The organism is Fuscovulum sp., assembly GCA_035192965.1.
Classification (GTDB): Bacteria; Pseudomonadota; Alphaproteobacteria; order Rhodobacterales; family Rhodobacteraceae; genus Paragemmobacter.
Genome location: CP136571.1, coordinates 3,737,270 through 3,759,661, shown reverse-complemented (window position 1 = coordinate 3,759,661; position 22,392 = coordinate 3,737,270). Strand labels below are relative to the sequence as shown.

Genomic DNA, 22,392 nt, shown 5'->3' with positions numbered 1-22,392 from the left:
GGTCAATCCCCGTCCAGCGCATTGAATCCGATGCCCACGCCGAGGGCGGGGGGAAGGGCTGCCACCACCGAGTCACGGGCCGCGCGGATGGAGTGCTGAAGGATTTCGATCCGCAGGCGCGCGGCGGGATCGGCGGTCCCGGCGAGGATGGGGTCATCCAGCGCTGCGGCCTTTGCAAGCGCAGTGTCGATGGCGGCGAGGGGGGCTGTCGTGTCGGGCGACAGGGTGGCCGAAAGGTCGCGCAGGGCGTGCAGCGACAGGGTGATGTTGCGCAGGCTGCGGCCGGAGGCGCGGGCCTCGGCCAGATCGGGGCGGGGTTTGTCGAAGCTGCCCATGGGGCGGGCGATGCGTTGGTCGGCGAGGTGTTCGAGGCCCGTGGTGAGTTGGGTGAGCAAGGCCTGACGCGCCTCGGCCTGCGACAGAAAGCGGGTGTTTCCGGGTTGGCCTGCGCTGGTGAGGCTGGTGGCAAAGCCCTGTTGCCACAGGGTTGCGATATCGGCGGTGGTGCGGGCCAGATCGGCGGTGGTCAGGCGGATCAGGGCGCACGTGTCGCCTTGCAGCGAGGCGTCAGGATAGAGGAGGCGTTCCAGCGCCATCAGGCCGCGTGCGGCGATGGATTGATCGGCGAAGTTGTCGGGGGTGAGGGTGGCAGGGTCGTTGGCAAGGATGGCGCTTTGCGCGGCGAGGCCGCGACCTTTGGGATCGGGCCAGAAGGCGGTGGCAAGACCGCGCCCCTCTTCCTCGACCGGGCCGAGATGGAGGTGCTGGACAGCCATCCAGGCGTCAAAGGTGGTGTGGAAGGCGGGGGTCAGGGTGGCGGGGGTGCAATCCTGTTGGGCGGTTGCGTCCAGCGTGGCGGCGGCGCTGGCCAGTGCCGTGTAGCCGGGCAAGATATGGTGCTGGACCACCTCGGCCACATCGGCGCGCGCGCTGAGCGGCGAGAGGATCAGGGCCAGCGTGAAGGTGAGGCCGAAGCATGTGCGGGGCATCAGAGGCTTTCCAGAAAGGCGATGAGGGCATCGCGGTCATCGGCGGGCAGGGCGATGGTGGCATCGCGGGCGGCCTGCGCCTCGCCCCCGTGCCAGAGGATCGCCTCGAGCAGGGTGCGGGCGCGGCCATCGTGCAGGAATTGGGTGTGGCCGCTGACCTGTTCGGTCAGGCCGATGCCCCAAAGCGGCGGGGTTTTCCACTCGCGCCCCGAGGCGCGGCCTTCGGGGCGGTTGTCGGCGAGGGCTTCGCCCATGTCGTGGAGCAGGAGATCGGTATAGGGCCAGATCAGCTGAAAACTTTGCTCGGGCTGATCGGTCAGGCGGTGGGTGACGTGTTTGGGGGTATGGCAGGCGGCGCAGGTGAGCGTGTGGAACAGCGCCTTGCCGCGCAGGACTTGCGGATCATCCACGCGGCGGCGTTCCGGGACGCCAAGGTTGCGGGCATAGAAGGTGACGAGGTCGAGGCTTTCGGCCTCGACCTCCAGCCCGTCGCGGATGCCGGGTTCCTGCCCGTGGCGGGCGGCGCGACATTCGCCTTGGGCCGGGGTGCAATCGCCCCAGGGATCGGGGTGGAGGGGTGTGGACAGGCCCATGTCGCCCGCAAAGGCGGCGGAGGATTGGTCACGCACGGTGGGAGCGCCGGCCTTGAGGCCGAAGCGGCCGAGCATGGGGGTGGCGTATTCGGTGGAGGGCACGATCTGCGGGCGGCCCGAGATGCCATCGCCATTGGCATCATCAGGATCGGCAAGGGCGAGGATACCGGCGGCGGGGATCGCCTCGAGCAGGCCAAGGCCGATCATCTGTGGCGCGACGCGGGGGGAGAGCATCAGGCCGGGGTCGGGTGGGCCGTAGGCGGGATCGGCGAGGGCATAGCTGGGCTGGCGCAGGGTGATGACGGTGCCATCGGCGAGGGGGACGGGCAGGTCGGTATAGGTGATGTCCATCCGCCCTTCGGCGGCTTGGCCGGGGGCGGCGAAATCCTGCAACTGGCCGCCATAGGTGGGGTCTGGTGCGGTGGCGAGCCATTCTTCTATATCGGCGGGGCCTGTCTTGGCAGGGACAGACAGACGCAGGAACAGGGAGACGCGGCTGTCACCGGGGCCTTCGGGCGTGTGGCCGCGGCCATCCTTGAGGTGGCAATCCTGACAGGCGCGGGCGTTGTAGAGCGGGCCGAGGCCATCGGAGGCGAGGGTGGAGGCGGGGGACGCGACCCATGTCTTGCGAAACAGCGCATTGCCCAGCTTGAAGCGCATTTCATGATCGAAGGGCATATTGGCCGAGGATTGGCTGAAAGCATCCGTGGTGGTGCGGGCACGAACGGTGGCGGCCCCGGCAGAGAGCGCCTCAAACGGTTCGGCTTCGGTGAAATCGGTGGGTGGGGCGAGGATCGCCTTGATGCGGGCGGATTCGGCTGCGGTGCGGGGGAGGGTGGAGAGGTGCGGATCGTCCAGTGCCAAAGCGGGGCCAGAGATCAGCAGGGCGAGCAGGAAGGGGCGGAGCATGACTGGGGTCTTTCGCCCTGTGGGCGTGGGCAGGGGATGGGCGCGCAGCCGCGATGGGGCCGCGCGCCGGGTTGGCGTTACTGGAAGACGGCGCCGGGATTATCGAGGCTGTCGGAGCCTTCGAAGCTGATCTGCGACAGGCCAAGGGCGGTGACCGCGCGGTCGATTGAGGCGGTTTGCGTGACCAGCGCATCGATGGCGGCGGTGATCAGCGCCTCGCCCTCGGTATTGCCGGGGGCAAGCATCTGGTCATAGGCGAGGCCCCCTTCGGCGGCGGACTTGATGGCCTGAAGCGCGTCGATGGAGGCGTTGAGTTCCGTCTGCAGGCGCGCGTCGACGACGGGGTCAACTGCGGCGACCAGATCCGCCAGCGCGGGGCCGGAGACGATGCTGCCATCTACGCGTGTATAGCTGCCGAGGTATACGTTGCGGATGCCGAGGCCATCGTAGAAGTGGCTGTTGTGGGTGTTGTCGGAGAAGCAGTCATGTTCTTCTTCGGGATCGTTCAGCATCAGGCCGAGTTTCATCCGCTCACCCGCCTGTTCGCCATAGGACAGGCTGCCCATGCCGGTGAGCATGGCCAGAAGCCCGGCTTGCGGATCGGCGGTCACAGTTGCGCGGCCGTCACCACCCGGAGCCCAGGCGGCGGCCATGTATTCCAGATCGGACACCAGCAGATCGGTTGCGGCGGCAAGATAGGCGGCGCGGCGGTCGCAGTTGCCGCCGGTGCAGCCTTCGCCTTGCAGGAAATCGGTGTAGGGGCGGTTGCCCGCGCCGGGTTCGGTGCCGTTCAGATCTTGCCCCCAGAGCAGAAACTCGATGGCATGATAGCCAGAGGCGACGTTGGCCTCGATCCCGTCCGCCTCGTGCAGGGTGTCGGCGATCAGGGCCGGGGTGATGGTGGTGGCGTCGATGTCAGACCCGGAGAGGGTGAATTTCGGCGTGGCGATGATGTTGAGTTGCGAGAGGGTATTTTCCTCGTTCAGCCCGTAACCGGTGGCGACATAGTCGATCAGCCCTTCGTCGAGCGGCCAGGCGTTCACCTTGCCTTCCCAATCATCGACGATAGGGTTGCCGAAGCGGAACACCTCGGTCTGTTGATAGGGGACGCGTGCGGCGAGCCAAGCGCTTCGGGCGGCGGTGAGGCCGGATTCCGAAGGTGTGGCGATGAGGGTGGCGACGGCGGATTGCAGGGCCTGCGCGGTGGTCAGGCTGTCGCCATAGGCTGCGGCGGCGATGTCGGCATAGGTGGCGACAACGTCGGCAGGATCGGCGGCGAAGGCGGGTGTGGTGAGTGCGGTGCACAGAAGCAGGGCAGCGGTGGCGCGGCGCATGGGGACTCCGGGTTCGGGCGGGGCCTATGCACGGTGCCGGATGGCGGGATCAGCGCAGGGGCCAGTGGAAGGGGCAGGATCGGCCACGGGTGACCGGATCGGCTTGCCCTTCGGGCTGGCTGGGGTCTTCCTGACAAAAAAGATAGGAAATGTAAATACCGGATTGAAATGATCGGGAATTGGAGTTCCCAGGGCGGGGGACGGGATCAGGGTGAGGCCTGAGCGGGCAGGGCGCGCGTCGCGAGCCAAGCCAGCAGCGCCATTGTGCCTGCGGTGGCGAGGCAGGCGGGCAGGCCGCCCCATTGGTAGCTGAGACCTGACAGAAGGGTGCCGATCAGGCGGCCTGCGGCATTGGCCATGTAATAGAAGCCCACATCGCGCGTGATGCGGTCGGCCTGTCCGAAGGCGAGGATCAGGTAGGAATGGACCGAGGAATTCACCGCAAAGACAAAGCCGAAGGCGAGGAGTCCGACAATCAGCGTGGCGGTCAGCCATGGTGCGGGATCGCCAGCCCAAAGCGCCAGCGCGGCCAGCGCAAAGGGGATGGGGACGAGGAGGCCAGACCAGAGCGCGGCCCTTTGCGTGGTGGCCTGCAACGGTTGGCCCTTGCCGCCAAGGATGCGGGGGGCCATGGCCTGCACCGCGCCGTAGGCGATGATCCACAGCGCAAGAAAGCCCCCGATCAGGAAAAAGGCGGCGCGGCGGCTGTCGGGCGTTCCGTCGGACAGGACGGCCTGAAAATAGACCGGGATCCCCACGACGAACCACACATCGCGCGCGCCGAACAGGAACAGGCGGGCCAGCGACAGACGGTTGATGCGGGGATCGGGTGAGCGCCAGCCGCCCCAGCTTTCGGCCGATTTCATGCGCCCCGGCAGGCCTTTGGGCAGGAACAGAAGGACAGCGATCAGGATGGTGGTCAGCACAGCGGCCATTGCCCAGAGCGCGGCCTGAAACCCAGCCAGCGCCAGTAGCGCCGCGCCGAGGAAGAAGCCCGCGCCCTTGACCGCGTTCTTTGACCCGGTGAGCAGGGCCACCCAGCGGAACAGGCCGCCATCCTCAGCGGGGGCCAGAAGTTTGACGGCGGATTTGGAGGACATCTTGGCAAGGTCTTTCGCCACCCCCGACACGCCCTGAACGGCCATGACGAAGGCCACGGAGGCGGCGATGGCCCATGCGGGATCAAGCTGTGACAGGGTGAGCAGGGCAGCGACCTGAAGCGCGAGGCCCGCGTAAAGCGTGGCGGCAAGGCCGAAGCGGGTGGCGAGCCAGCCTGCGGCGAGGTTGGTGATGATGCCGGCAAGTTCATACAGGAGGAATAGCCAAGCCAGTTGGATGGGCGAGAAACCGAGCGCGTTGAAATGCAGCAGCACCAGCATCCGCAGCGCGCCATCGGACAGCATGAAGGCCCAATAGGCCGCCGTGACGGCGATATAGGCGCGCATCGGGTTGAGGCTGGTCACAGCGAGGCCGCCACCATGCGGGTGATATCGGCCAGACGGCAGGCATAGCCCCATTCGTTGTCATACCAGGCGTAGATCTTCACCTGCGTGCCGTTGATCACCATCGTCGATTGCGCGTCGATGATGGATGAGCGGGGGTCGTTGGTGAAATCCGATGACACCAGCGCGCGGGGTTCATAGCCGAGGATGCCCTTGAGCGGGCCTTCGGCGGCGGCTTTGAACAGGGTGTTGACCTCTTCTGTGGTGGTTGGACGCTCCACCTCGAACACGCAATCGGTGAGGGAGGCGTTCAAGAGCGGCACGCGCACGGCGTGGCCGTTCAAGCGGCCTTTGAGTTCGGGGTAGATGAGCGTGATGGCGGTGGCCGATCCGGTGGTTGTGGGGATCAGGTTCAGCAGGGCCGAGCGGGCGCGGCGCATGTCCTTGGCCGGGCGGTCGACGATGGTTTGGGTGTTGGTGACATCGTGGATCGTGGTGATGGAGCCGTGACGGATACCGAGGGATTCATGGATGACCTTGACCACCGGGGCGAGGCAGTTGGTGGTGCAGGAGGCGGCAGTGATGAGGGACTGGGTGCCGTCATAGAGGTGATGGTTGACCCCGTAGACGAGGTTCAGCGCGCCACCATCCTTGACCGGGGCGGAGACGATGACCTTTTTCACCCCGGCGCTGTGGTAGGGCGCGATCTTGGCGGCAGTCTTGAAGACACCCGTCGCATCGACGACCAGATCGATCCCCATGGCGGCGAGGGGCAGGGCGTCGAGCGTTTTTTCATGCGTCAGGCGGATGGGTTGGCCTTTCAGCACCAGTGTGTCCGGTGCATGGGTTACGGGGGTTTGCCAGCGGCCATGGACGCTGTCGAATTCCATCAGCAGGGCGTGCTGTTCGGCATCGCCTGCGGGATCGTTCAGAAGGACGATGTCGCCGCCTGCGCCCATGTCGATCAGGTTGCGCAGGACGAGTTTGCCGATCCGGCCAAGGCCGTTGAGCGCGATGCGGGGCATGAGGATCAGCCTTTCGTGGCGGCAGTGGTGTCGGGGGCGAGACCGATCTGGTCTACGTGCGACTGAAGGGACATGCGGTTGAGTGTTTCGAAGGGCAAGGCGACAAAGGCCGTGATGCGGCGGCGCAGGGCGGCGTAGGTCTGGGCGAAGACCAGCGCGCGTTCGGCATCGGTGCCGGTTGCCTTGACCGGGTCGGGCAGGCCCCAATGGCCGGTGATGGGCTGGCCGGGCCAGGGGGGGCATTCCTCGGCTGCGGCGGCGTCGCAGACGGTGAAGACGAAATCCATCGTGATGGAGTCGGGCTGCTGGAATTCCGAGATATGTTTGGAGCGCAGGCCGGAAACATCATGCCCGTTCCGGGTGAGAACATCGAGCGCGAGGGGGTTGAGTGCGCTGTTCGGGCGGGTGCCTGCGGAGAAGGATTGAAACTTGCCCTGCCCCAGATCGCGCAGCAGCGCCTCGGCAAAGATGGAGCGGGCGGAGTTGCCGGAGCAGATGAAGAGGACGTCAAAATCGGTGTCGCGCATGGCGGGTTCCTTTGCGGAGTCCATAAGGGGGGCAAGCAGGTCTGGTCGCGCGCGGCCGATATCGAGCGCGAGGTAGCCGATCAGGCCTTCGGTGACGTCGAGGTTGACGGCATAGAAAAGCGAGCGGCCGTCACGCGTGACGGTGACAAGGCCGGATGCGGTGAGGTCGGCCAGATGATGCGACAGGGTGTTGGGCTTCAGGTTCAGCGCGGCGGCGATTTCCGTGGGCCGCACGCCCTGTGGGGCAAAGCGATTGAGCAGGCGGAACACGGCCAGCCGGTCCGGGTGGCCGAGAGTGGCGAAGGCATGGGCGGCGTTCATCTTTTCCATAATTCCCGAATATAGGAAGTATCTGTGAAAGGCGAGTGAAGTTCTTGTAACGGCACGATGTCACATGCGCGGGCGGTGGTTGCGGCCCCGGTCAACTGGACAAGCGGGGCGGGGTGGTGCAGCACTGGCGGGCCGGGATCCTGTGGGTGGATCGGGCAAGGCGGGGTGCGGGATGATCGTCAGGGACAGGCCGGATATCTGGGATCTGCTGACCGCGCTGCGCGGGTCGATCGTGCCGCGCATCGCGCTGCCGGTGGTGCTGCTGGCCGGGGTGGCGGCGGGTGTGGTGGCGCTGGACCGGGTGACCGGGGTGGTGCCGCGTCTGGATGCGTCGGCCTTCGCCGTGTTCGGGATCGGGTTGTCGCTGTTTCTGGGGTTTCGCAACAACGCCGCCTATGACCGCTGGTGGGAGGCGCGCAAGCTGTGGGGCGGGCTACTGGCTGATCTGCGCAGTCTGGCGCGGGAGGTGGAGGTGTTCGTGCCTGACCCCGCGCTGCGGCGCGCGATGCTGGAGGGCGCGCTGGATTTCATCCATGCCCATCGGGTGAACCTGCGCGGGCTGCCGGTGGCCGAGGCGGCGCGTGATGGGGTGAGCGATCTGGCCGGTGCGCCGCATCCGCCCTGTGCGGCGCTGGACCGGGTGACGGCGATGATTGTCGGGGCGCATCGGGCGGGCGGGATCGACGGGTTCGGGGCGCGCAGCCTGACGGCGCGGATGGGGGGGATTGCGCAGCAACAGGCGGGGTGTGAGCGGATTGCCAACAGCCCGCTGCCCTTTGTCTATTCGCTGCTGATCTATCGGACGAGCTACCTGTATTGCCTGCTTCTGCCCTTTGCCCTGACGGGGACGACGGGATGGGCCACGCCTTTGTTCGTGGCGGTGGTGGGGTACATGTTTCTTGGGCTGGCTGAAGTGACTGAGGAGTTGAGCCATCCTTTTGCGCCCAGCCCGAACGGGATCGCCATGGATGCGATTTGCCGTGCGGCGGAGATCAGCCTTGCGCCGCATCTGGGGCGCGAGGCCCCGCCGCCGCTGGCGCCGGTGGATCATTATCTGAGTTGAGGAGACGCGATGCAGCCTGACATCCTGATCATTGGCTCCGGCATGGGTGGGGCCACGCTGGCGGCGGGGTTGGCACCCAGCGGGCGGCGGATCGTCATTCTGGAACGCGGCGAGCGGCTGGTGGACGGGCCAGAAGCGCGCGACCCGGCGGCGATCTTTCAGCGCGGGCATTTCAAGCCGAAAGAGACGTGGCGCGATGCCGAGGGGCGGGCGTTCAATCCGGGCAATTATGCCTGTGTGGGCGGGAATACGAAATTCTATGGCGCGGTGCTGCTGCGCTATCGCGAGGCGGATTTCGCACCCTTGCAGCACATAGGCGGTGTGACGCCGGGCTGGCCGATTGGATACGATGTGCTGGAGCCGTTCTATTCCCGCGCTGAGCAGTTGTATCGGGTGCGCGGCGATGCGGCGGGCGACCCGACTGAGCCGCCGCGATCTGTGCCCTATCCCTTTGCCCCGGTGCCGGACGAGCCGGATATCGCGGCGCTGCGGGCGGCGTTCGGGGCGCAGGGCCTGCATGTATCGGCGCTGCCCTTGGGGGTGGATATCGACGCCTGGCTGAAACGCGCGCCGACGACTTGGGACGCGTTTCCCGATACGACGGGGGCCAAGTCGGACGCAGAAAGCTGTGGTCTGGCCGAGGCGCTGCGGTTTCCGAATGTGGAGTTGGTGACCGGCACGCGGGTGGTGCGGCTGCTGGCCGAGGGGCGGCGGGTGACCGGGGTGGAGGTGGAGCGGGACGGGCAGCGCGAGGTGATGAGCGCGCCGGTGGTGTGCCTCTGTGCCGGGGCGGTGATGTCGGCGGCGTTGCTGCTGGCATCCGCGCGGGTTGGCCAATGCGTCCGATCAGGTGGGGCGGAATTTCATGAACCACAACCTGACGGGGATGGTGGCGTGGAACCCGTTGCGGCGGAACCGGTCGGTTTACGAGAAGACCATCCAGATCAATGACTGGTATCTGACCGGCGGGCCGGGGGGGGAGCCGCTGGGGAATATACAGATGCTGGGTCGGATCACCGGGCCGATTCTGGCGGGCGAGGCGGGGCTGCCTTTGTGGCTGGCGCGGCATGTGGCGGATCATTCGATCCATATCATGGCGATGTCGGAGGATCTGCCCGATCCGAATTCGCGTGTGATGTGGCGGGATGGCGGCGTGGTGCTGGATTGGCGGCGGACCAACACGGAAGCGCATGATCTGCTGGTGGGGCGGTTGAAGCGGGCGATGCGGCGGGCGGGGTGGCCCATCGTGCTGTCGCGGGGGTTTCCGAAATCGAAGCCAAGCCATCAATGCGGCACGGCGCGAATGGGGGATGATCCGGCGGCATCGGTGGTGGATGCCAACCTGCGGGCGCATGATCTGGACAATCTGTTCATCGTCGATGCGTCGGTGCTGCCGACATCGGCGGCGGTGAACCCGTCGCTGACGGTGGCAGCGCTGGCCTTGCGGGCGGCGGGCCATATCGGCAGCGCAACCATTGCCTGAGCGCAGGCAAAGCGACACAATCACGCTATATGAGTGTCGGGGCATCGGCCCGATCTGCGCCGCGGGCTATCGATTGCGGGTGGCAGAGCGTAAGTTGATGCACGGTCCGTAAGCGGGGAGGCTTTCGGTGCTGGAGTTCAGCCATGACTGGCGGCTTGTGGTCGCGGCCTTTGCCATCGCCTTGATGGCGGGGTTTACGGGCCTGTCGCTGACGCGGGGCGTGTCGCGCCGGACGGTGGCGCAGCGCAAGGTGGCGGTGTCGATGGCATCGGTCGCGCTGGGCGGGGGCATCTGGTCGATGCATTTCGTGGCCATGCTGGGGCTGCAACTGCCGATCCTGTACACCTATGACGCGTTGACGACGCTGGTGTCGGCGCTGGTGGCGATCCTGATGACGGGGCTGGCGCTGCTGATCCTGCATTTTCGGCCCCGGACCCGGCGCAGTCTGGCGCTGGCGGGGGTGATCATCGGCTTTGGCATTTCGCTGATGCATTACATCGGCATGTCGGGGATGGAGCTGTGCCGCCCGGTCTATACGCCCTTGGGCGTGGGCGGGGCGCTGGTGGCATCGGTGGCGCTGTCGGTGATGGCGGTGCGGGTGGCCTATTCCGAACGCGGGCGGCGCAACATCGTGCTGGGAACGGTGGGGTTCGGCTTGGCCGTGGTGATGGTGCATTTCATCGCCATGGCGGGGACGGGCTTTCTGCCCGATGGCGAAGCGGGGGCGGTTGGCCCGGCGCTGAGCAACGAGATGTTGGCCATTCTGGTGACATTGGCGGCGTTCGTCATCTCAGCCGCGTTCCTGCTGACGGGGATCACCTTTGCGCCTTCGGCAGAGGAGGCCGATCAGGGCGCGGCGGTGGCTGTGGCCCAGAGGCCGCAGGCGCCTCCCCCGGTGGAGGTTGCCCTGCCGGCTGCCGCCCCCGTGGTGCGGGCAGAGCCGGTGGCGCTGCGCGTGCCGCATGAAAAGGAAGGGCGGACCTATTTTCTGGACCCTGCCGCGATTTCGGCGGTGCGGGCCGAAGGGCATTACACTGTGATGCAGAAAGGGGCGGATGCGCTGTTCTGCCCCTGGTCGATTTCCGAGGCGGAGGAGCGGCTGGCACCGGTGGGATTCATGCGGGTGCATCGCAGCTATCTGCTGAACCCCGCGCATGTGGTGAAGTTCGAGCGGCTGAAGGATTCCGGGCAATGCAGCGTGGAAGGGGCCGAGGGGTTGCGCATTCCGGTCAGCCGGGCGCGGCTGGCGGAGTTGCGCGAGGCGTTGGGTCTGTAGCGCTGTCGCAATTCATGCTGGCATTTCGCATTTCGTGCAAAAGAGCGCCGCATTCGTTTGTCGCCGCTCAACCCTTGGCCGGATCGCCATAGCCTTTTGCCAACTGCGCGGGACGGACGCAGAGCGGGAGGAACACATGATACCATCGGCCTTTGAGTATCACCGGCCGGGCGACCTTGCGTCGGCCATCGGGATTTTGACGGAGCATGGCGATGAGGCGCGGGTCATCGCGGGCGGGCATAGCCTGATCCCGATGATGAAGCTGCGGATGGCGTCGATCGGCCATCTGGTCGATCTGCAATCGGTGGCCGAGTTGAAAGGGATCACGGTGGCGGGCGGGCAGGTGACCATCGGCGCGATGGTGACGCAGGCCGAGTTGATCAGCCATGACGGGCTGGCGAAGGCCGCACCCATCCTGCGCGAAGCGGCATTGCAGATCGCCGATCCGCAAGTGCGTTATGTGGGCACGGTGGGCGGCAACGTCGCCAATGGCGATCCGGGCAATGACATGCCGGGTCTGATGCAGTGTTTGGACGCGCAGTTCACGCTGGTGGGTCCGGGGGGCAGCCGCGAGGTGGCGGCGCGGGAGTTCTTTCACGGGCTTTACGCGACCGAGCGCGCGGATGACGAGATCCTGACCAGCATCCGCTTTGCCGCGACGGGCGCGGGTTATGCCTATGAAAAGCAGAAGCGCAAAATCGGGGATTATGCCACGGCGGCGGCGGCGGTTCTGTTGACCAAGGCAGGCGGCAAGGTGGCCAGTGCCTCCATCGCGATGACCAATCTGTCGGACACGCCGATCTGGTCTGCCGATGCGGCGGAGGCACTGGTGGGCAGCGATTGCGGCCCGGAAGCGGTGCTGGCGGCGGTGGCGGCGATGCTGAGGGATATCGACCCGCAGCAGGACAATCGCGGCCCGATCGCGTTCAAGAAACATGTGGCTGGCGTGATTTTGGGCCGTGCGATTGCGCGTGCCTGGTCGCGCGCCTGAGGGGGGAGAGAGCATGGGAAAGAAGATGCAAGTCAGCCTGACCGTGAACGGTGAGGTGCATGACATTCTGGCCGAGCCGCGCGAATTGCTGATCCATACGCTGCGGGAACGCCTGGGGATCACCGGGCCGCATATCGGCTGCGAGACCAGCCATTGCGGCGCCTGCACGGTGGATATGAACGGCAAGTCTGTGAAAGCCTGCACGGTGTTCGTGGCACAGGCCGAGGGTGCCGAGATCACCACCATCGAAGGCTTGGGCAATCCTGACGGGTTGCATGTGTTGCAGCGGACCTTCCGCGAGCATCACGGGCTGCAATGCGGCTATTGCACGCCGGGGATGATCACCCGCGCGCATCGGTTGCTGATCGAGAACCCGAACCCGACCGAAGAAGAGGTGCGGTTTGGCATTGCCGGAAACCTGTGCCGTTGCACCGGATACCAGAACATCGTGAAGGCCATTCTGGCTGCCGCGTCCGAGATGAATGCGAAGGAGGCCGCGGAATGAACGACCTGACGCCAAACCGCGAAGAACGGATCGCCAATCTCAAGGGTCTGGGTTCCAGCCGCAAGCGGGTAGAGGATGTGCGCTTTACCCAAGGCAAGGGGAACTATGTCGACGACATCAAGATGGCAGGGATGCTGTTTGGGGATTTCGTCCGCAGCCCCTATGCCCATGCGCGGGTGAAATCCATCAATGCTGATGCGGCGCGGGCGTTGCCCGGTGTGGTGGCGGTGCTGACGGCGGCGGACCTTGCGCCGCTGAACCTGCATTGGATGCCGACGCTGGCGGGTGACAAGCAGATGGTGCTGGCCGATGGCAAGGTGTTGTTCCAAGGGCAGGAAGTGGCCTTTGTGGTGGCGACCGACCGCTATATCGCCGCCGATGCCATCGAACTGGTGGAAGTGGATTACGAAGAACTGCCGGTGATCGTGGACCCGTTCAAGGCGCTGGAACCTGGTGCTGCGGTGCTGCGCGAGGATCTGGCAGGGCAAACGTCGGGCGCGCATGGGCCGCGCAAGCACCACAACCACATCTTCCTGTGGGAGGTGGGCGACAAGGAGGCAACCGATCAGGCGCTTGAGGCGTCTGAAGTGGTGGCCGAAGAGATGGTCTATTACCACCGCACGCATCCCTGCCCGCTGGAAACCTGCGGCTGCGTGGCCAGCATGGACAAGGTGAACGGCAAGCTGACCGTCTGGGGCACGTTCCAAGCGCCGCATGTGGTTCGGACCGTTGCCTCGCTTTTGTCGGGGATCGAGGAGCACAATATTCGTGTGGTTTCCCCCGATATTGGCGGCGGGTTCGGCAACAAGGTGGGGGTTTACCCCGGCTATGTCTGTGCCATCGTCGCCTCTATCGTCACGGGCAAGCCGGTGAAGTGGGTCGAAGACCGGATGGACAACCTGATGGCCACGGCATTCGCGCGTGACTATTGGATGAAAGGGCGGATCAGTGCCACGAAAGAGGGCAAGATCACCGCGTTGCATTGCCATGTAACGGCCGATCACGGGGCGTTCGATGCCTGTGCGGACCCGACGAAGTTTCCGGCCGGGTTCTTCAGCATCTGCACGGGCAGCTATGACATTCCGGTGGCCTATGTCGGCGTGGATGGCGTCTATACCAACAAGGCCCCCGGTGGGGTTGCCTATCGCTGTTCCTTCCGGGTGACGGAGGCCGCCTATTTCATCGAACGGATGATCGAGGTTCTGGCGATTGAGTTGAACATGGATGCCGCCGAATTGCGGCGGATCAACTTCATCCGCAAGGATCAGTTCCCCTATCAGTCGGCGCTGGGCTGGGAATATGACTCGGGCGATTATCACACCGCCTGGGACAAGGCGCTGGAGGCGGTGGATTACAAGGGGTTGCGGGCCGAGCAGGCGCAGCGGCTGGCGGATTTCAAGGCGGGAAAGACGCGCAAGTTGATCGGGATCGGGCTGACGCATTTCACGGAAATCGTGGGGGCGGGGCCGGTGAAGAACTGCGACATCCTTGGCATGGGGATGTTCGACAGTTGCGAAATCCGAATTCATCCGACGGGTTCTGCCATCGCGCGGCTGGGGACGATTTCGCAGGGGCAGGGGCATGCCACGACCTTTGCCCAGATCATTGCCAGCGAGATCGGGTTGAGCGCGGACAGCATCACGGTGGAGGAGGGCGATACCGATACGGCCCCCTATGGCCTTGGCACCTATGGCAGCCGGTCGACGCCCGTTGCAGGGGCGGCGACCGCGCTGTGTGGGCGCAAGATCCGGGCCAAGGCGCAGATGATCGCGGCGTGGTTGCTGGAGGTGCATGAGGGCGATCTGGAGTGGGATGTGGACCGGTTTCAGGTGAAAGGCGCACCGGAGCGGTTCAAGACCATGAAGGAGCTGGCCTATGCCGCCTATAATCAGGCCATTCCGGGCATCGAGCCGGGGCTGGAAGCGGTGTCCTACTATGACCCGCCGAACATGACCTATCCTTTCGGGGCCTATATCGCCGTGATGGAGATTGACGTCGACACGGGCGAGCATGAGGTGCGGCAGTTCTATGCGCTGGACGATTGCGGCACCCGGATCAACCCGATGGTTATCGAGGGGCAGGTGCATGGCGGGGCGACAGAAGGCTATGCCATCGCGATGGGGCAGGAGATCGCCTATGATGAGATCGGCAACGTCAAGACCGGGACGTTGATGGATTTCTTCCTGCCCACCGCATGGGAGACGCCACATTACACGACCGACCACACCGAAACGCCGTCGCCCCATCACCCCATCGGGGCGAAAGGGGTGGGTGAGAGCCCGAACGTGGGGTCGGTGCCGGCCTTTTCAAACGCGGTGCATGATGCGTTCCGGCCCTTTGGCCTGAAGCAATCGCACATGCCGCATGATCACTGGCGGATCTGGACCATCGCCCGTGATCTGGGCCTGCATGGCTGATGATGGCAGGGGGGGCAACGGACCCCCCCTGACCCCCCTTTCCCCTTTGACGGGCGGGATTTTTCCTGATGACCACTGCCGCCACCGTGCAATCCGGCCTTGCTGCGCAGGGCTATGTCGCAGCAGCAGATCTGGCGATGGCGCTGCATCTGTCGCTGGTGTTGGGGCGGCCCCTGCTGCTGGAGGGTGCGGCGGGGGTGGGCAAGACCGAGGTGGCGCGTGCCTTGGCGGCGTGGAAGGGCTGCGCGTTGATCCGGTTGCAATGCTATGAAGGGCTGGACGCGGCGCAGGCCATTTATGAGTGGAATTATCAGCGGCAATTGCTGGCGATCCGGGCGCTGGCCGAAGGGGGAGAGACGGGAAGCGCCGTGGAAGCGCGGCTGTTTTCCGAGGATTATCTGTTGGAGCGGCCTTTGTTGGCCGCCATCCGGCAGCCTGTCGCACCGGTGCTGCTGATTGATGAGATTGACCGCGCGGATGAGGAGTTCGAGGCCTATCTGCTGGAGGTGCTGTCGGATTTCCAGATCACCATCCCCGAGATGGGAACGATCCGCGCGGTGACGCGGCCTATGGTCATTCTGACGGCGAATGGAACGCGTGACCTGTCGGATGCGCTGCGGCGGCGGTGTCTGTACGCGCATGTGGATTATCCCGATGCAGTGACGGAACTGGCGATCCTGCAGGCGCGGTTGCCGGATGTGGGCGCGGCGCTGGGCGCGCAGATCGTGGGGTTTGTCCAATCGCTGCGGAAAGAAGAGTTGGAGAAGAAACCCGGCGTTGCCGAGATGCTGGATTTCGCGGCTGCCTTGGCGGGGTTGGGGGTGGCGGACCTGACCGGTGATCCGGCGGTGTTACAGGCGGCTTTGGCGACGTTGTTGAAAACGCAGGGGGACCGGGCGGCTGTGACAACCGAGGTGGCGCAGCGGCTGGCGGGGAAGGCGGCATGAGGGGGGCAGTGACCCGTTTTGCGGCGCGCGATCCGGGGCCGGTGGCGCGGGTGGCGGGGTTCATGGCGCATCTGCGCGCGAATGGGTTCCGGCTGGGGATCGCCGAGGCGGAGGTGGCGTTGGCAGCGCTGGCGGTGACGCCCGCGGATGAGGGATCGGTCAGGCGCGCGCTGAAGGCTGTGGCCTGTGGCTGTGCCGAGGATTGGGCGCGGTTCGATGCGGTGTTCGACAGCTATTGGCGCAATGGTGGGCGGGTGCGCAGCAAGGTGGTGCCATCGGCGGTGCCAGCCCATGCCCGCGCGGCACGCGGGGCCGAGGGCGAGAACGGCACCGGCAGCGGTAAGGCCGATGCGCCCGACAGCGGCACGGGCGGCGAGAGCGAGGCCGGGGGCGCAGGGCGGCTGGTGGCGACAACGATCCGCAACGTGATGAAGAAGGATTTGCGCGAGGTGGTGTCGCCCGAGGATATTCGTGCGGCTGAGGTTGTCGCGCATCGGTTGGGGCGGGCGCTGCGCGACCGGCGGTCGCGGCGGGCCAAGGTGGCGCGGCGGGGCGCGCGGATTGATCTGCGGCGCACGATCCGCGCGTCGCTGGCGACCGGGGGCGAGCCTTTGCGTCTGGCGCGGAAGCGGCGGCCGGAGCGGCCGGTGCGGATTGCGGCACTGGTGGATGTATCGGGATCGATGAGCGTTTATGCGCGGCCCTTTCTGGCCTTTCTGGCGGGGCTGATGCGGGCGGATGGGCAGGCGGATGCCTATCTGTTCCACACCCGCCTTGTCCGCGTGACCGAGGCCTTGCGGGATGAGGACCCGTTTCGCGCGCTGAACCGGATCACGCTGCTGGCCGATGGCTTTGGCGGTGGCAGTAAGATAGGGGCGGCGCTGGAGCAATTCGCGGCCACCTATGCGCGGCGGTTCGTCAACGGGCGCAGCGTGGTGATGATCCTGTCGGATGGGTACGACTCGGCCCCGTCCGGCCAGATTGGTGCCGCGATGGAGCGACTGTCGCGCCGGGGGTGCCGTATCCTGTGGCTGAACCCGCTGAAGGGCTGGCGCGATTACGCGCCGGTGGCGGCTGGGATGGCGGCGGCGCTGCCCTGGCTGGACCTGTTCGCCCCTGCCGCCACCTTGGATGATCTTGCCGCGCTGGAAAGGGAGCTTGCCCGCCTATGATGCCCGCCCGTTTCGAGAGCCGATTTGAGGCCACACTGTCCACCCTGCGCGCGCAGGGGGCGCCCTTTGCGATTGCCACAGTGGTGCGCACGGTGGATGCCACCAGTGCAAAACCGGGGGCGAAGGCGATCATCCTGCCCGATGGCAGCATTGCCGAGGGCTGGATCGGGGGCGGCTGCGCCCGGTCGGCGGTGGGCAAGGCGGGGGCGGCGGCGATTGCCGAGGGGCGGCCGCAGTTCATCTCGCTTCGTCCCGAGGAATTGCTGGCGGCAGAGGGGGTGGCACCGGGTGAGGAACGGCACGGGGTGCGGTTTGCGCGCAATGGCTGCCCCTCCAAGGGGTCGATGGATGTGTTCGTAGAGCCGGTCTTGCCGCAGCCCCGGCTGGTGGTGTTCGGCGCGGGGCCGGTGGCGATGGCGCTGTGCGATCTGGCGGGGCGGTTCGATCTGCACCGGACGCTGGCTGCGCCGGGGCTGACCGAGGGCACGGCAGAGGTGGTGCAGGACGGGTTCGCGTTGGAGGCAGGCGGGGCTGGCCAACGGTTCGTGGTGGTGGCCACGCAGGGCAAGGGCGATGAGGCGGGGCTGCGGGCGGCGTTGGCCAGTGGCGCGGCCTATGTGGCCTTTGTCGGGTCGCGCCGAAAATTCGCGACACTGGCGGCGCGGCTGGCGGCGGATGGGATGGGGGCCGAGGATCTGGCGCGGGTGAAGGCCCCGGCCGGGTTGGACATCCACGCGATCACGCCTGAGGAGATTGCGCTGTCGATCCTGGCGGAGATCACCGCGCTGCGCCGTGCGGGCGGGCGGGAGGCGGTGGATGGCTGATCCGGTGACACAGTCCTTGCCCATGCCGGATGCAAAGCCGGGCTTGCTGGCGCGGCTGTTCCCGCCTCTGACGCCCGCACAGGTAGCGGTCATGGCGCAGGTCAAGCTGCCCTGCTGCTGAGCACCGGGACGGATTGAGTAAGGGCCGTGTTTCGGATGGCGCATGACAGGGCAACGCGCTGCCGGTCCTCCTGCGTCTGCTTCGGGATGGAGGTCAGCACCTGACGTTGAGAACGTGGCGTGCATCCGAGATGGTTCATCCATGGAAGCGGTCGCGGCTTTACCGCGCGGCGGTTGGTTTCGAGCGCTGGGGCATCTGACTTTGGCCCGCACCAACCAGCCGCCGTGGTCAGCCACCGGAACGTGCGTTCCTGCTTTGAGGGAAATTGTCCGCGACTGCCAACTGCCGCAAAGTTCCTTACGGCGCCGAGGGTGGGACCAGCGCGCCCTTTCCCGCGATCACTTGGGCGGCAAGGGACATTCCGGCTTCTACTGCCTTGGGCAAGCTGGCCCCTGTCAGATAGCTGGCAAGAAAGCCTGCGTTGAAACTGTCTCCGGCGGCGGTTGTGTCGAGCACCGGCGTGTTCGGGACCGGCACCTGATATGTGGTGGGCCTGCCGGCATCCCATGTAACCACCGGTCGCGGGCCATCCTTGACTATGACAAGGGGCGCGCCATTCGCGGCATATCTTTTGGCCGTGGCGAGCGGATCGGGATCGGCGAAATGGCGGGCTTCGTCGTCGTGGGACGGCAGCACGATGTCGGCATGGGCTGAGAGGTCGGTGATGGCGTCACGCATGGTTTGCGCATCCGGCCACAGGGCAGGCCGGATATTGGGATCGAAGGCAATCCTGCTGCCCCGCGCCTTTGCATCAATGAGCGACGCAGTCAGCCGCGATCTTGCCTCGGTGGAAAGGATGGCGAGTGTGATGCCGGAGAGGTAGATCAGATCCGCCCCGACCAATGCCGCGTCCACCTTGGCCGGATCATCGGCCAGAAGGCGAGCCGCAGAGGTTGCGCGCCAGTAGGCAAAGCTTCGTTCGCCATTGGTCAACTGGATCAGGTACAGACCCACGCTGCGTTCCGGCTTTCGCTGGACAAATTCGACGTCGATGCCTTCTGCCGCCATGAAGCCGACCATGCGATCTGACACGGCATCTGTGCCGACGGCGGAAAGATAGGATACCGTCGAGGTCACTGGCAAAAGGCGGCGCAGATACCACGCCGTGTTGAACGTATCGCCTGCGAACCCCATGGCAAAAAGTCCGCTGTCGGCGGGAGCAAACTCGACCATACATTCACCGATGGAGACGACGCGCATTTATCCTTCATCCGCGAAATAGGCGGCATTCTCGGCGCGGATGCGGACAATCTGGTGCAGGATGCGGGACAGGTGGATCCGCACCATTTCGGCGGAGCGTTCTTCGTCGCGTGACCGGATCGCCGCCAGAATATCCTTGTGTTCCGCAAAGGCGTATTCCAGTGCGAAGGACAAGGATAGGAAGCGCACCCGATCCATATGCGACTTCATCTCGCGCGCCGTTTCCCAGACAAAGCCGGTACCCGAACGTTCGCAGATTTCGCGGTGGAACTGATCGTCCAGATCGTGAAACCTGGATGGGTCGTGCGCGGCGACGGCCTCGGCCTGCTGGTCGATGATCGCTTCGATGGCCGCAAGATCAGCTTCGGTCAGCGTCCGGCAGGCGACGCGCGCCGTTTCGGCCTCGATTGCCATGCGGATAAAGCGGGCCTGCATCACAGCCCGTTCCGAGATGGCCGAGACGACGGTTGCGCGCTGTGGGCGGATGGTCAGGAAGCCCAGCTTTGACAACCTGTAGAAGGCATCGCGGACCGGCTGGCGCGACACGCCAAGGGCGCGGGCGACGTCGAATTCTGAAAGCTTGGTGCCGGGCGGGAGTTCCAGCCGAAGAATCTGGCGATGCAGTTCGTCAAAGACGGAATCTGCGATGGACGGCCGCTGGATCGGTTCCAGAACACTTAGCGCCCCGTTGCTCGCCATTCCTTAACTCCCATTTCAATGTCGCCAAGCTAGACGCGGATTGTTCGGGCGGCAACTGGAATATTAGTTGACTAGTATAATTTGATTCCCCAAGGTGACGGGCAACCAAAGCTTCTGCACCGGGGAGGGTGACAGTGGGCCTGCTTCATCCTGATCGTCTTTTTCCGACTGACCCTGCGTCACGCGACATCGCTCGCGCGCTGTATGCCGAGGTTCGGGGTCTGCCGATCGTCAGCCCACATGGCCATACCGACCCGGCGTGGTATGCGACGGATGCGGCCTTTCCCGATCCGGCCCAACTGTTCGTGACGCCTGATCATTATGTCTTTCGGATGCTTGCCTCGCAGGGTGTTCAGCTTGAGGCGTTGGGGGTTCCCCGCGCCGATGGCGGCCCGACGGAAACCGATGGCCGGAAGATCTGGCACCTGTTTGCGGCGAACTATCACTTGTTCCGGGGGACGCCGTCGCGGATGTGGCTGGACCATGCGTTCGAGACCATCTTCGGTTTCGACCAGCGCCTGTCCGCTGCGACGGCCGACGCTTACTACGACAGGATTGCCGAGGCGCTGCAAACCCCGGCCTTCCGGCCCCGTGCCTTGTTCCAGCGTTTCAATATCGAAGTCATCGCCACCACCGATTCCGCGTTGGACGACCTGTCGCATCACCAGACCATCTGCGACTCGGGTTGGACGGGCCGGGTGGTTCCCACCTATCGCCCCGATGCCGTTGTCGACCCGGATTTCCCGGGTTTCGCCGCCAACATCGCGCGGTTGGGTGAGATCACGGGCGAAGACACGCAAAGCTGGCAGGGCTACCTGACTGCCCATCGCAAGCGTCGCGCGTTCTTCAAATCCATGGGGGCCACGGCCAGCGATCATGGCCATGCCACGGCCCGCACCGAAGATCTTTCCGTGCAAGACGCTTCGGCCCTTTTTTCCCGTATCCTGACCGGTCAGGCCTATTCCGATGACGTCGATGCCTTTCGCGGCCAGATGCTTACCGAAATGGCGAGGATGAGCCTGGACGATGGTCTTGTCCTTCAGCTTCATCCTGGCAGCCGCCGTAACCACCATGCTGGAATTCTTCGGCAATTCGGCCGGGACAAGGGTTTCGATATTCCCGGTCGCACCGATTATGTCGCCGCGCTGAGGCCGCTTCTGAATGCGATGGGGATGGAACCGGGCCTGACGATCATCCTTTTCACGCTGGATGAGACGGCCTATGCCCGCGAGCTGGCCCCGCTGGCGGGCGTTTATCCGGCCCTTAAGCTTGGCCCAGCCTGGTGGTTTCATGACAGCCCCGAAGGCATGCGCCGCTTCCGCGAAATGACGACCGAGACGGCAGGTTTCTACAACACGGTCGGCTTCAACGACGACACCCGCGCCTTCCTGTCGATCCCGGCGCGGCACGATATGGCGCGCCGGGTGGACTGTGCCTGGCTTGCCGACCTTGTCACCACAGGCCGACTTGACCGCGAGGAGGCGTTCGAGCTGGCCCCCCAACTGGCCTACGGGCTTGCGAAAGCCGCTTACAAACTTTGACCAATACGAGGAGGAGAAGACCCATGAAACTCAGAACCACCATGGCCACGCTTCTGGCCACGGCTGCCCTCAGCACCGCCGCCTTTGCCGAATGCGAGGTGACGCTGAAATCGTCCGACACCCACCCCGACGGCTATCCGACCGTCGCCGCCGTTCAGAAATTGGGCGAGATGGTGAAGGAACGCTCGAACGGGCGTATCTGCATCGACGTGTTCCATTCGGCCCAGTTGGGCGAGGAAAAGGACACGATCGAACAGACAAAGTTCGGCGTGATCGACATGAACCGCGTCTCGATGGGGCCGTTCAACAACCTGATCGAAGAAACCAAGGTCGTTTCGCTGCCCTTCATCTTTCGCGGCACCGACCATATGCACCGCGTCATGGACGGCCCGATCGGCGAAGAGATCCTTGCGGCCTTTGAACCGCATGGGTTCATCGGGCTGGCCTATTACGATGGCGGTTCGCGCAGCTTCTACAACTCCAAAAAGCCCATCGATTCCATCGATGATCTGAGCGGGATGAAGGTCCGCGTCATGCAGTCTGACGTGTTCGTCGACATGATGTCCGCCCTTGGTGCCAATGCCACACCGATGCCTTTCGGCGAGGTCTATTCCGCCATCCAGACCGGCGTTATCGACGGGGCGGAAAACAACTGGCCGTCCTTTGAAAGCTCGGGCCACTTCGAAGTTGCGGGCTATTACACGCTGAACGAACACCTGATCGTGCCGGAAGTTCTGGTGATGTCCAAGGTCAGCTGGGACAAGCTGACCCCGGAAGACCAGGCGCTGATCCGGCAGGCTGCGAAGGATTCGGTGCCGATCAACCGCGAGCTTTGGGCCGCGCGCGAGAAGGTATCGGAAGAAAAGGTTCGCGCGGCGGGCGTCGAGATTATCGACAACATCGACAAGACCCCGTTCATCGAGGCGATGGTCCCGGTTTATGAAAAGCATGCGAACACGCCGAAGTTGCAGGATCTGGTGACGCGTATTCAGGCGACCGAGTAA

At 65.1% G+C, this 22,392-nt stretch carries 21 protein-coding genes; 13 read left to right on the top strand and 8 right to left on the bottom strand.

Annotated elements, in window-relative coordinates; all coding sequences use genetic code 11:
- Positions 1 to 2 precede the first annotated feature (2 nt).
- The 6 genes from RSE12_18470 to RSE12_18445 form a co-directional block, all read right to left on the bottom strand.
- Positions 3 to 989, bottom strand: a complete 987-nt coding sequence (locus RSE12_18470; GenBank protein ID WRH62327.1) for an imelysin family protein — start codon at positions 987 to 989, stop codon at positions 3 to 5.
- Positions 989 to 2,491 carry a di-heme oxidoredictase family protein gene (locus RSE12_18465; protein WRH62326.1) on the bottom strand — a complete coding sequence of 501 codons (1,503 nt, stop codon included), beginning with the start codon at positions 2,489 to 2,491 and terminating at the stop codon, positions 989 to 991. The genes RSE12_18470 and RSE12_18465 overlap by 1 nt, the downstream gene beginning before the upstream one ends.
- A gap of 77 nt (positions 2,492 to 2,568) precedes the next feature.
- Entirely contained in the window at positions 2,569 to 3,825 is a 1,257-nt protein-coding gene (locus tag RSE12_18460) for an imelysin family protein (GenBank protein WRH62325.1), read from the bottom strand.
- Between the two features lie 206 nt (positions 3,826 to 4,031).
- Positions 4,032 to 5,270 carry an organoarsenical effux MFS transporter ArsJ gene (gene arsJ / locus RSE12_18455; GenBank protein ID WRH64859.1) on the bottom strand — a complete coding sequence of 413 codons (1,239 nt, stop codon included), beginning with the start codon at positions 5,268 to 5,270 and terminating at the stop codon, positions 4,032 to 4,034.
- 14 nt (positions 5,271 to 5,284) lie between these two features.
- Positions 5,285 to 6,292 carry an ArsJ-associated glyceraldehyde-3-phosphate dehydrogenase gene (locus RSE12_18450; protein ID WRH62324.1) on the bottom strand — a complete coding sequence of 336 codons (1,008 nt, stop codon included), beginning with the start codon at positions 6,290 to 6,292 and terminating at the stop codon, positions 5,285 to 5,287.
- Positions 6,293 to 6,297: 5 nt separating this feature from the next.
- Entirely contained in the window at positions 6,298 to 7,149 is an 852-nt protein-coding gene (locus RSE12_18445; GenBank protein WRH62323.1) for a metalloregulator ArsR/SmtB family transcription factor, read from the bottom strand.
- 172 nt (positions 7,150 to 7,321) lie between these two features.
- Between RSE12_18445 and RSE12_18440 the strand changes: the two genes are divergently transcribed.
- The 11 genes from RSE12_18440 (at position 7,322) to RSE12_18390 (ending at position 17,948) form a co-directional block, all read left to right on the top strand.
- Positions 7,322 to 8,212, top strand: coding sequence for a bestrophin family ion channel (locus RSE12_18440; GenBank protein WRH62322.1), 891 nt, complete (start codon positions 7,322 to 7,324; stop codon positions 8,210 to 8,212).
- A gap of 9 nt (positions 8,213 to 8,221) precedes the next feature.
- A complete protein-coding gene (locus RSE12_18435) occupies positions 8,222 to 9,163 on the top strand; it encodes a GMC family oxidoreductase (GenBank protein WRH62321.1) in 942 nt (313 codons plus the stop codon).
- Positions 9,078 to 9,695 carry a GMC oxidoreductase gene (locus RSE12_18430; GenBank protein WRH62320.1) on the top strand — a complete coding sequence of 206 codons (618 nt, stop codon included), beginning with the start codon at positions 9,078 to 9,080 and terminating at the stop codon, positions 9,693 to 9,695. Before RSE12_18435 ends, RSE12_18430 begins: the two co-directional genes overlap by 86 nt.
- Before the next feature lie 127 nt (positions 9,696 to 9,822).
- Positions 9,823 to 10,971 carry an MHYT domain-containing protein gene (locus RSE12_18425; protein ID WRH62319.1) on the top strand — a complete coding sequence of 383 codons (1,149 nt, stop codon included), beginning with the start codon at positions 9,823 to 9,825 and terminating at the stop codon, positions 10,969 to 10,971.
- 136 nt (positions 10,972 to 11,107) lie between these two features.
- Positions 11,108 to 11,962, top strand: a complete 855-nt coding sequence (locus RSE12_18420; protein ID WRH62318.1) for a xanthine dehydrogenase family protein subunit M — start codon at positions 11,108 to 11,110, stop codon at positions 11,960 to 11,962.
- 13 nt (positions 11,963 to 11,975) lie between these two features.
- Positions 11,976 to 12,467 (top strand): (2Fe-2S)-binding protein, encoded by a 492-nt coding sequence (locus RSE12_18415; protein ID WRH62317.1) that lies wholly within the window; start codon positions 11,976 to 11,978, stop codon positions 12,465 to 12,467.
- Entirely contained in the window at positions 12,464 to 14,884 is a 2,421-nt protein-coding gene (locus tag RSE12_18410; GenBank protein WRH62316.1) for an aerobic carbon-monoxide dehydrogenase large subunit, read from the top strand. Before RSE12_18415 ends, RSE12_18410 begins: the two co-directional genes overlap by 4 nt.
- Positions 14,885 to 14,952: 68 nt before the next feature.
- Positions 14,953 to 15,831 (top strand): MoxR family ATPase, encoded by an 879-nt coding sequence (locus RSE12_18405; protein ID WRH62315.1) that lies wholly within the window; start codon positions 14,953 to 14,955, stop codon positions 15,829 to 15,831.
- Complete coding sequence (locus RSE12_18400; GenBank protein ID WRH62314.1) at positions 15,828 to 17,003, top strand: VWA domain-containing protein; 1,176 nt, start codon at positions 15,828 to 15,830, stop codon at positions 17,001 to 17,003. Before RSE12_18405 ends, RSE12_18400 begins: the two co-directional genes overlap by 4 nt.
- Positions 17,003 to 17,827: an XdhC/CoxI family protein gene (locus RSE12_18395; protein ID WRH62313.1), complete on the top strand. Its 825-nt coding sequence runs from the start codon at positions 17,003 to 17,005 to the stop codon at positions 17,825 to 17,827. The genes RSE12_18400 and RSE12_18395 overlap by 1 nt, the downstream gene beginning before the upstream one ends.
- The gene (locus RSE12_18390) at positions 17,820 to 17,948 is read left to right on the top strand and encodes a hypothetical protein (protein WRH62312.1); all 129 of its coding nucleotides are present in this window, start codon (positions 17,820 to 17,822) and stop codon (positions 17,946 to 17,948) included. The genes RSE12_18395 and RSE12_18390 overlap by 8 nt, the downstream gene beginning before the upstream one ends.
- 297 nt (positions 17,949 to 18,245) lie before the next feature.
- On the opposite strand, the gene RSE12_18385 is transcribed toward RSE12_18390, so the two are convergent.
- Positions 18,246 to 19,148 (bottom strand): sugar kinase, encoded by a 903-nt coding sequence (locus tag RSE12_18385; protein ID WRH62311.1) that lies wholly within the window; start codon positions 19,146 to 19,148, stop codon positions 18,246 to 18,248.
- Entirely contained in the window at positions 19,149 to 19,847 is a 699-nt protein-coding gene (locus tag RSE12_18380; GenBank protein WRH62310.1) for a GntR family transcriptional regulator, read from the bottom strand. It lies immediately after the preceding gene.
- 134 nt (positions 19,848 to 19,981) lie between these two features.
- Between RSE12_18380 and uxaC the strand changes: the two genes are divergently transcribed.
- Together uxaC and RSE12_18370 are read left to right on the top strand one after the other, a co-directional pair.
- Positions 19,982 to 21,388: a glucuronate isomerase gene (uxaC, locus tag RSE12_18375; GenBank protein WRH62309.1), complete on the top strand. Its 1,407-nt coding sequence runs from the start codon at positions 19,982 to 19,984 to the stop codon at positions 21,386 to 21,388.
- A 23-nt stretch (positions 21,389 to 21,411) separates the two neighbouring features.
- Positions 21,412 to 22,392 carry a TRAP transporter substrate-binding protein gene (locus tag RSE12_18370; protein ID WRH62308.1) on the top strand — a complete coding sequence of 327 codons (981 nt, stop codon included), beginning with the start codon at positions 21,412 to 21,414 and terminating at the stop codon, positions 22,390 to 22,392.